Origin of the sequence: Streptococcus sp. E29BA (genome assembly GCF_041807805.1) — a bacterium.
Lineage (GTDB): Bacteria > Bacillota > Bacilli > Lactobacillales > Streptococcaceae > Streptococcus > Streptococcus entericus.
In genome coordinates, this window is sequence record NZ_JBGTZA010000016.1 from 44,006 (window position 1) to 53,512 (window position 9,507).

The following is a 9,507-nucleotide window of genomic DNA, read 5'->3' on the forward strand; positions in this document are numbered from 1 at the left end:
AAGTTTTAGAAAGGAACTGAACACGGGACTACTTTTCTAGGAAAAATGATAAATCTTTCCTTGATGCCAAGCATCAGCGTCAGATTTCCTATTTTTCTACGAAAAGTTTCGGCGAGCCGAACCGTCCCTTTGTATCTTATATGGAAATGTGGTTTTCTGAAATCCATACGCCGGATGCGAAGTTATCCATTCGTACGAGTCAGCAGCTTTATGCTGGTCAGAGCGAGTTTCAGGACATTGCGGTGTTGGATTCTCCTGCTTTCGGGCGGATTTTGACCTTGAATGGTAAGATTTTGTTTTCGGATGCAGATGATTTTGTTTACAATGAAATGGTGGCCCATGTGCCCATGGCTGTCCATCCCAATCCTAAGAAAATCTTGATTTTGGGTGGGGGTGATGGCGGTGTGGCTCAGGTACTTAGCCTCTATCCTGATATTGAAGCCATTGATGTGGTTGAACCTGACGAGATGTTGGTTGAGGTGTGTCGGGAGTATTTTCCTGACTATGCCAAGGGGCTGGATGACCCACGGGTGTCGGTCTACTTGCAGGATGGACTACGGTTCTTACGCAACTGCGAGAATGAGTACGACATCATCATCAACGACGCGACCGATCCCTTTGGGCACACGGAAGGGCTCTTTACCAAGGAGTTTTATGGCAATAGCTTCCGCGCCCTCAAGGATGACGGGATTATGATTTACCAGCATGGGAGCCCATTTTTTGACGAGGATGAATCGGCCTGCCGCAGCATGCACCGTAAGGCGACTCAGTCCTTCCCCATCAGTCGGGTTTATCAAGCCCATATCCCGACCAGTCCAGCGGGTTACTGGCTCTTTGGTTTTGCGTCCAAGGTCTATCACCCTGTCCATGATTTTGACAAGGAGCGCTGGAAATCGCGCCAGCTTTTTACCGAATATTATGCGGCTAATCTGCACGTGGGTGCCTTTATGTTGCCCCGCTATGTGGAAGATATTTTAGAAGAAGAGGAGAATAAAAAATGAGTCGTTTGTTAGTTATTGGTTGTGGGGGTGTTGCCCAAGTGGCCATCAGTAAAATCTGTCAAGCTGAGGACACCTTTACCGAGATTATGATTGCCAGTCGCACCAAATCCAAGTGTGATGACCTCAAGGAGAAACTGGCAGGTAAGACCAACGTTAAAATTGAAACCGCCAGTCTGGATGCGGACAAGGTGGACGAAGTGATTGCCCTGATTGAGAGTTACCAGCCTAAGGCTGTCCTCAACGTTGCCCTGCCTTATCAGGATTTGACCATTATGGATGCCTGCTTGGCGACGGGGGTTCACTACATCGACACCGCTAACTACGAGGCGGAGAACACCGAAGACCCTGAGTGGCGGGCGATTTATGAAAAGCGTTGCGAGGAAGAGGGCTTCACAGCCTACTTTGACTACTCGTGGCAGTGGGCTTATCAGGACAAATTCAAGGAAGCTGGCTTGACGGCACTTCTTGGTTCTGGCTTTGATCCTGGGGTGACCAGCGTGTTCACCGCTTACGCCCTCAAGCACTATTTTGATGAAATTCATTACATCGACATCTTGGACTGCAATGGCGGTGACCATGGTTATCCCTTTGCTACCAACTTTAACCCTGAAATCAACCTGCGTGAAGTGTCAGCTCCAGGCTCCTACTGGGAAAACGGCAAGTGGGTGGAAGTGGAAGCCATGTCCATCAAACGCGAATACGACTTCCCAGAAGTTGGGCTCAAGGACATGTACCTGCTCCACCACGAGGAAATCGAGTCACTGGCGCGCTTTATCCCAAATGTCAAACGCATTCGCTTCTTTATGACCTTTGGGCAGTCTTACCTGACCCACATGAAATGTTTGGAAAATGTTGGCCTGCTTCGCACCGACACCATCAATTTTAACGGTCAGGAGATTGTGCCTATCCAGTTCCTCAAGGCTCTCTTGCCTGACCCAGCCAGCCTTGGTCCTCGGACAGTTGGGAAGACCAACATCGGTTGTATCTTTACAGGCATCAAGGACGGGGTGGAGAAGACCATCTACATCTACAATGTCTGTGACCACCAAGAGTGCTACAAGGAAGTTGGTTCTCAGGCCATTTCTTACACGACTGGGGTGCCTGCCATGATTGGAACCAAATTGGTCATGGACGGGACTTGGCAGCAGCCTGGGGTCTTCAACCTAGAACAGTTGGATCCAGATCCGTTTATGGACTTGCTCAACCAGTATGGTCTGCCGTGGGTGGTTGTTGAAAATCCGAAAGTGGTTGACTAATGAAAATTGAGCAAATTCCCACCCCTGCCTATATTGTTGACCTGAAAAAACTCAAAGCCAATGCTCTGCTATTGTCCCAAATCCAAGAGGAGACGGGCTGTAAAATCCTGCTGGCGCAGAAGGCCTACTCGCTCTATGCTACCTACCCCCTGCTGGCTCAGTATCTGGCGGGGACGACGGCTAGTGGGCTCTATGAGGCACGCTTGGGGCGCGAGGAGTTCGCGGGCGAGGCGCATGTTTTTGCCCCTGCCTTTAAGGACAGCGAGATTGATGAGCTGCTGTCGGTATCTGACCATATCGTCTTTAACTCGGAGCGGCAGCTGCGTAAGCACTACGCTAAGGCGCGTGCGGCTGGGGTTTCCATCGGGCTTCGGATTAACCCAGAGTGTTCGACCCAAGATGATCAGGCCCTCTACGACCCCTGTGCCTTTGGCTCTCGCTTTGGGGTGACGCTGGACAAGTTCAGCCCTGACCTGATTGAGTTGGTGGATGGGCTACATTTCCACACCCTTTGCGAGCAAAATTCGGACGATCTGGCAACGACCTTGACCTGCTCAAGTCCTGCATTCGCCATATTCAGGAGACCTATGGTGTCGAGGTGTATTTAGAGCCTGGTGAAGCGGTGGCGCTTCAGGCAGGCTATTTGGCGACAGAGGTGTTGGACATTGTGGAAAACGGCATCGAGACCTTGGTGCTGGACGCCTCTGCCACCTGCCATATGCCTGACGTGTTGGAAATGCCTTATCGCCCACCCCTGCGTGGCGGTGACCAGCCCAACGTCAAGGCCCACACCTACCGCTTGTCTTCCAACACCTGCTTGACAGGGGACATCATTGGGGATTACTCCTTTGATGCGCCTGTCGCCATCGGCGACCGCCTCTACTTTGAGGATATGGCCATCTATTCCTTTGTCAAGAACAATACCTTCAACGGCATCGGTCTGCCTAGCCTCTACACCATGGACAAGGACGGTGACTGCCAGCTGATCAAAGCCTTTGGCTATGAAGACTTTAAGATGCGGTTGGGTTAGGAGTAGGAGCCAACCATGACACTCGACGAACACGACAAAATTGACGGTATGGGCATTGCTGACGATAACCCTGTCTTTCATCGCATCAGGTCAATTCAAAGAAACTTACCCTGATCATGCTATTCAGGCGATTAGCTTGTTGGTTTATGCCAAAGAAACGGTGCCACAAGAAGGACTGGACTTTTTAGGCAGGGTTAATCAACAACTGCAAGCCTTCCCTGACTACCAATTCAGTATTCAATTATATTCTTAACTAAGGGAGACCCCATGAGCACACCTAAAACCCTAGGCTATCGTATGCCTGCCGAGTATGAGACCCACCAAGGGACGCTCATGATTTGGCCCATCCGCCCTGGCTCCTGGCCTTACAATGGTCAGGCTGCCAAGGCGACCTTTACCCAGATTATCCGCCAGCTGGCGACCGAGGAGACCGTCTACCTACTTGTGGACGCCCAGCATCTGTCTGAGGCCAGAGCTGCCTTGGGCGATGCCGTGACCTATTTGGATCTGCCGACCAACGACGCTTGGGCGCGGGACACAGGTCCGACGGTTTTGGTCAATGGCCGAGCAGATTTGCTGGCTGTCGACTGGAGCTTTAATGCTTGGGGAGGGGCTGTTGACGGGCTTTATCAGGACTATGCGGACGATGACTTGCTGACCAGTCGTTTTGCGGACGCCTTGGGTCTGCCTGTCTACTCCGCCAAGCCCTTCGTCCTTGAAGGCGGTGCGATTCACAGCGACGGTGAGGGAACGATTCTCGTCACCGAGAGTTGCTTACTCAGCCCAGGACGAAACCCTCACCTGACAAAAGAGCAAATCGAACAACAGCTTCTGACTTATCTAGGTGCGGACAAGGTCATCTGGTTGCCAAACGGCATTTACCAAGACGAGACCAATGAGCATGTTGACAACATCTGTGCCTTTGTCGGACCAGCAGAGCTGGTGCTGGCCTGGACAGATGATGAGACTGACCCTCAGTACGCTTTGTCCAAAGCCAACTGGGACTACCTTCAAACCGTGACCGATGCCAAGGGCAGACCATTCACCGTGCACAAGCTCCTTATCCCCAAGGAAGCGGTCTGTGTCAAAGAAGATGACCTAGCAGGCTATGTCTACGAGGAAGGCGAGCAGGAGCGACTGGTAGGGGAGCGACTGGCTGCCAGCTATGTTAATTTCTATATCAGCAACCAGTCCATTTTTCTGCCTGTTTTTGATGACCCTCATGACCAGTTGGCGATCGACTTATTGGCTCAGCTATTTCCCACACGAACCATCCGACCGATCCCTGCCAGAAGCCTGCTCCTCGGTGGTGGCAACATCCACTGCCTGACCCAGCAGATTCCTGCTGGTGGAAGTGTCGATGATTAGGGTGAGACGTGGAGAACTTGCTGATGCAGTAGCTCTTTCAGCGTTGTACCAGCAAGAGGGTTGGTTGACCTTTAAGGATAAGGTCAATCAACTGATGGCTCATTCCGCCTATCTGGTGCTTGTTGCCGATGAGACCGTGATTGGTTTTGTTCGTTATTTGACCGATCAGCTGGTCACAACCTTTGTTTGTGAATGCCTCGTGTCTGAAACTTATCGGGGTAAGGGTTACGGCAGTCTTTTACTTGATGAGTTGCAAGCAGCTTATCTAACAACAAGATTAGAGCTAATTTCCCAAGCAGACAGCTTTTATGACAATAATAGATTTAGAGCGGTTGGCACAGGTTTTCGCCGACCGTGATTAGAGAGAAGGACCCCCATGAGAAACGTAACCGTTGCTGCTATTCAGATGCAGTGCCAAGAAGCGGTAGCAGCTAACCTAGCCACTGCCGAGCGTCTGGTGCGTCAGGCTGCCAGCCAAGGCGCCCAGATTATCCTCTTGCCAGAGCTCTTTGAGCGCCCGTATTTCTGTCAAGAGCGTCAGTATGATTTTTATGATTATGCCAAGTCCGTTGAGGACAACGATGCCATTCAGCATTTCAAGCCTATTGCTCGTGAGTTGGGTGTGGTTTTGCCCATCAGTTTCTATGAAAAAGATGGCAATTCCCTTTACAACTCTGTCGCCGTGATTGATGCAGACGGAGAGGTTATGGGGGTTTACCGCAAGACCCATATCCCAGATGACCACTACTACCAGGAGAAATTTTACTTCACGCCAGGTAACACAGGCTTCAAGGTCTGGGAGACCAAATACGCCAAGATTGGCATCGGCATTTGTTGGGATCAGTGGTTCCCAGAAACGGCTCGTTGCTTGGCCTTGAATGGGGCGGAGCTCCTCTTTTACCCGACGGCTATTGGCTCTGAACCTATTTTAGGAACAGATAGCACAAGGCACTGGAAGCGCGCCATGCAGGGACACGCTGCAGCCAATATCCTGCCAGTCATCGCTGCCAACCGCGTCGGTCTGGAGGAAGTCCTCCCTCAGGAGGCCAACGGCGGACAGAGTTCCCAGCTTAATTTCTACGGCACTTCCTTTTTGACTGATGAGACAGGCGACCTGCTCCAAGAAGCCGATAAGACTAGCGAGATGGTTCTCTTAGCGACCTATGACTTGGACAAGGGGCGCCGTGAGCGTCTGGACTGGGGGCTTTTCCGTGACCGCAGATCACACATGTACACACGCATTGCAGAATAGGAGAAATAAGATATGATTTGGAAACTGATTGTTGGGGCTTTGATTGGCTTTATTGGTGGCGCTTTGACGAAAAAAGGAGGACAGGGTTGTCTTGCTAATATCTTAGCTGGTATCGCAGGGTCTTATGTTGGTCATGCTTTGCTGGGTGACTGGGGGCCATCTTTGGCTGGAATGGCACTGGTGCCTTCTATTATCGGAGCGGCTTTAGTCACTATTGTTGTGGCGCATTTTCTTGGTCGCGATTAAAAATTTGCCTAGTGATTAGGATAGGAAGTGGTCACTTTGGGTCTAGTCAGATAGCTGAGAGGCAGCTCTGCTATGTTAGAAAGAATAACCTTGTAAAGTAAAGCGATACCATTTTTATCGAAAGTATGCTATAATGGTTATAAAGATAAAGAGGAGGACGTGGAGTTATGCCTAAAGTTGAAAACATTGTGACCTCAAAATACCAAAAGGTTGCCCTTGAAATCGCAGGGCGCATCGCCGATGGCAAGTATCAAGTCGGTGATAAACTCAAGTCACGTTCGACCATTGCGAGCAACTTTGGCGTCTCTCCTGAAACGGCTAGAAAAGCCATCAATGTTTTAGTCGACCTCGGCATTTTGGAGGTCCGTCAGGGCAGTGGGTCAACGGTTATTTCTCAGGAAAAGGCAGAAGAGTTCATCACTCAGTTTGATTCTGAAAATAATATTAAGACCCTGTCCAAGGACATTATTGCGACCATCAATTACCAGAAAAAGGCCATGGATAGTATGAAACAGATGATTCATGCCTTTATGAATCAGACTTCTTTGGCAAAAAAACACTACCCGTTTCGTCCTTATGAACTAACAGTTACAGGAACGAGTAAGCTTGGGCAAAGTCTGGCAGATCTTAATCTTTGGCATCAGACAGGAGCGACCATTATTGCGATTCAGCATGAGGAGAACCTCATCTTATCGCCTGGGCCTTATGAAACGATTCAGGCTGAGGATATTCTCTATATGGTTGGTGATGACCAGGTTTTAGCTAGAGTTGATACCTTTTTCAACCAAGATTAGACAGGGGAAAGTGCTTGTTAAGTGTTGAAAAATTTACAGTGAATAACACGTCTATTTTCCCTTGTTTTCAAGCAAGGGAAATTTTTTTGTGAAAAAGTGATAAAAAACGCTTGCAATTTGGTTTCATTTATGGTAAACTGACAATACGAAGATGTATAGAGGTATACAACTTTGTATGGTCACTTTGCTTTGTCAAAATGAACGGACAAGCAAAAAAGACCTTAATTAAGATGTTTTTAAGAAAACGGGGAATTCCTTGGGGTGTGTTCATTACCTCGCGTTCTAGCCATCTATCAAACGTTCTGCCTATCCCTTGTATAGCAGTCGTTACACAAAAAATAGGAGGAAAGATGTCAAAACTTACCAAACTGATAAGCGTTGTACTTGGTATTGTGTTGTTGACGCTCTTGTTGCCACTGTTGGTAACGAGTGCCCTCGATGCAAATGTGCCACCACAGCTGCTAGCTTTGAGAGACTTGTCGGGCATTCAATTCCCTTTTAGACAACTCATTGCGACCTATACGTTTTGGGCTGCTTTATCCCTCATTATCGTGATTTTAATCGGTATTTTAGTGATTATTATCTTCCCGCGTTTGCAAACAGAGTTACCACTCGCTAAAAAAGATGGTCAATTAGTGCTGAGCAGGTCAGCCATCGACGGTCTGGTCAAATCTGTTGTGCAGGAGCATGGCTTGATGAAAGACTTTGTGGTTAAGACCAAGCTTTACAAACGTCGTTTTAAGGTTAAGGTTACAGGTGATGTCGTTCCCAAATATGACGTCGTCAACCGCACTAATCGCTTAAAATCAGCTATTGAACGAACCTTGCGTGATTTTGTCGGTGTGGAACAGCCGATTGACCTAACTGTTGTTGTTAAACAAGTTGATAAAACAGGATCAAGCAAGCAGAGTCGTGTGATTTAAGGAGGTTTTATGGATTTTATTCGTGAGTACAAATATGCTATCACTGGAGCTATCATCGCGCTCCTGCTGATGCTGATTATCCTCAGCTTCGGATTTTTCAAAACCCTCTTGTTGGTGATGATTGTAGCACTAGGTGCGATTATCGGTCACCAGTTTAAGGACACTGGTATTTTAGAGAAATACCTCATCAAATTAAGAAATAAATTATAAAAGGAGATGGACGGATGACAACTACCGTAACCCCTGTAACCCCAGTTGCTTTAGCTGGTGAGTTAACTTATGAAAATAAAGTTATCGAAAAAATCGTTGGTTATGCCTTGGAACATATTGATGGTCTCTTAGCCATTGACGGTGGCTTCTTTGCCAATTTGAAAAACAAGGTTGTTTCAACTGACAATGTCACAGACGGCATCAATGTTGAGGTTGGTACCAAGCAAGTCGCTGTTGATTTGAAGGTGATTGTTGAATACCAAAAACACGTTGGGACAATTTTTGAAAACATCAAGCGCGTTATTGTCGAAGAAGTTGGCAAAATGACAGACCTTGAAGTGGTTGAAGTCAATGTAACCGTTGTTGACATTAAGACAAGAGCCCAGCACGAAGCTGATTCCATTACTGTTCAGGATCGTCTAGAAAACGCCGCAAGTACGACCGGAGAATTTGCGAGCAAGCAAGCTGATTATGTCAAGTCAGCTGTATCTGGCACAGTAACTACAATTAAAGAGAACACAGAACCACGTGTGGTTTAATAAAAATAGAGAGGTTTATCATCATGACACAAGAAAAATTTGACGCAAAACTAGACCAAGTTGCAGGCGGTATTAAAGAGGCTGCTGGTAAAGTCACAGGAGACAAACAGTTAGAGGCTGAAGGAACGGCTGAAAAACTTGGTGGAAAAATCAAGGAAGGCATTGAAGATGCCAAAGCAACTGTTAAAGGGGCTATTGATAGCCTCCTAAAATAAAGGCAAACAAAGGAGAAATAGATGACAAATCAAGCAAATAAACCAGCAGAAACTACTGTAGTAAAACCAATTAAAACAAGTTTGACCTATGAAAACAAGGTGATTGAGAAGATTGTTGGTCATGCTTTAGAAACCGTTGATGGCTTGTTGGCTGTTAGTGGAGGCTTCTTCACTGACTTAAAAAACAAGACCTTCAACGCTGAAAAGGTCACTGATGGTGTCAATGTTGAAGTTGGTACAAAAGAAGTTGCGGTTGACCTTGACATTATTGTTGAATACCAAAAAGATATTCCTGCCATCGCGGAACAAATCAAGGAAGTTGTTAGCCGTGAAGTGGAACGGATGACCAAGTTAGTCTTGGTTGAGCTTAATGTTAACGTTGTTGATGTTAAGACACGTGCTGAACATGTTGCCGATTCAATCACCGCACAAGACAGGGTTGAATATGCGGCACAGTCAGCAAGTGACTTTGCATCTGAACAAGCAGAGAAAGCTCGTGTGGCCTTCTCAAATGGTATTGATACCGCCAAAGAAACAATCAGTGACGCGACAGAAGCTCGTGTAAACTAATGTTTAAGAGTTAAGAAAGAGAAAAGATGAATCGGTTACACTAAACTAGACAGAATTTATAAAGTGTTCTACACTAAAGAAAACAGGAGAACTCTATGTCTAG

The 9,507-nt window shown here is 47.4% G+C and carries 13 protein-coding genes and 1 pseudogene; all 14 read left to right on the plus strand.

What is annotated here, in order from left to right; translation table 11 throughout:
* Positions 1-140: 140 nt before the first annotated feature.
* The 14 genes and pseudogenes from speE (at position 141) to ACERC8_RS05470 (ending at position 9,404) form a co-directional block, all read left to right on the plus strand.
* A complete protein-coding gene (gene speE / locus ACERC8_RS05405; protein WP_373658871.1) occupies positions 141-1,001 on the plus strand; it encodes a polyamine aminopropyltransferase in 861 nt (286 codons plus the stop codon).
* Positions 998-2,257, plus strand: coding sequence for a saccharopine dehydrogenase family protein (locus ACERC8_RS05410; RefSeq protein ID WP_373658872.1), 1,260 nt, complete (start codon positions 998-1,000; stop codon positions 2,255-2,257). The genes speE and ACERC8_RS05410 overlap by 4 nt, the downstream gene beginning before the upstream one ends.
* Positions 2,257-3,287, plus strand: a pseudogene (locus ACERC8_RS05415) (carboxynorspermidine decarboxylase). Before ACERC8_RS05410 ends, ACERC8_RS05415 begins: the two are co-directional and overlap by 1 nt.
* Before the next feature lie 40 nt (positions 3,288-3,327).
* Positions 3,328-3,540 (plus strand): DUF6572 domain-containing protein, encoded by a 213-nt coding sequence (locus ACERC8_RS05420; protein WP_373658873.1) that lies wholly within the window; start codon positions 3,328-3,330, stop codon positions 3,538-3,540.
* Between the two features lie 14 nt (positions 3,541-3,554).
* Positions 3,555-4,655, plus strand: a complete 1,101-nt coding sequence (aguA, locus tag ACERC8_RS05425; RefSeq protein WP_373658874.1) for an agmatine deiminase — start codon at positions 3,555-3,557, stop codon at positions 4,653-4,655.
* Entirely contained in the window at positions 4,648-5,013 is a 366-nt protein-coding gene (locus ACERC8_RS05430; RefSeq protein ID WP_373658876.1) for a GNAT family N-acetyltransferase, read from the plus strand. The genes aguA and ACERC8_RS05430 overlap by 8 nt, the downstream gene beginning before the upstream one ends.
* Before the next feature lie 18 nt (positions 5,014-5,031).
* Positions 5,032-5,907 carry an N-carbamoylputrescine amidase gene (gene aguB / locus ACERC8_RS05435; RefSeq protein WP_373658877.1) on the plus strand — a complete coding sequence of 292 codons (876 nt, stop codon included), beginning with the start codon at positions 5,032-5,034 and terminating at the stop codon, positions 5,905-5,907.
* 12 nt (positions 5,908-5,919) lie between these two features.
* Positions 5,920-6,153: a GlsB/YeaQ/YmgE family stress response membrane protein gene (locus ACERC8_RS05440; protein WP_373658878.1), complete on the plus strand. Its 234-nt coding sequence runs from the start codon at positions 5,920-5,922 to the stop codon at positions 6,151-6,153.
* Positions 6,154-6,320: 167 nt separating this feature from the next.
* Positions 6,321-6,947 (plus strand): GntR family transcriptional regulator, encoded by a 627-nt coding sequence (locus ACERC8_RS05445; protein WP_373658879.1) that lies wholly within the window; start codon positions 6,321-6,323, stop codon positions 6,945-6,947.
* 350 nt (positions 6,948-7,297) lie between these two features.
* A complete protein-coding gene (gene amaP, locus ACERC8_RS05450) occupies positions 7,298-7,870 on the plus strand; it encodes an alkaline shock response membrane anchor protein AmaP (protein WP_373658881.1) in 573 nt (190 codons plus the stop codon).
* A gap of 9 nt (positions 7,871-7,879) precedes the next feature.
* The gene (locus tag ACERC8_RS05455) at positions 7,880-8,080 is read left to right on the plus strand and encodes a DUF2273 domain-containing protein (RefSeq protein ID WP_373658882.1); all 201 of its coding nucleotides are present in this window, start codon (positions 7,880-7,882) and stop codon (positions 8,078-8,080) included.
* 14 nt (positions 8,081-8,094) lie between these two features.
* Positions 8,095-8,619: an Asp23/Gls24 family envelope stress response protein gene (locus ACERC8_RS05460; protein WP_373658883.1), complete on the plus strand. Its 525-nt coding sequence runs from the start codon at positions 8,095-8,097 to the stop codon at positions 8,617-8,619.
* A 23-nt stretch (positions 8,620-8,642) separates the two neighbouring features.
* Complete coding sequence (locus ACERC8_RS05465) at positions 8,643-8,834, plus strand: CsbD family protein (RefSeq protein WP_018367743.1); 192 nt, start codon at positions 8,643-8,645, stop codon at positions 8,832-8,834.
* Between the two features lie 21 nt (positions 8,835-8,855).
* Positions 8,856-9,404, plus strand: coding sequence for an Asp23/Gls24 family envelope stress response protein (locus tag ACERC8_RS05470; protein ID WP_373658884.1), 549 nt, complete (start codon positions 8,856-8,858; stop codon positions 9,402-9,404).
* Positions 9,405-9,507 lie beyond the last annotated feature (103 nt).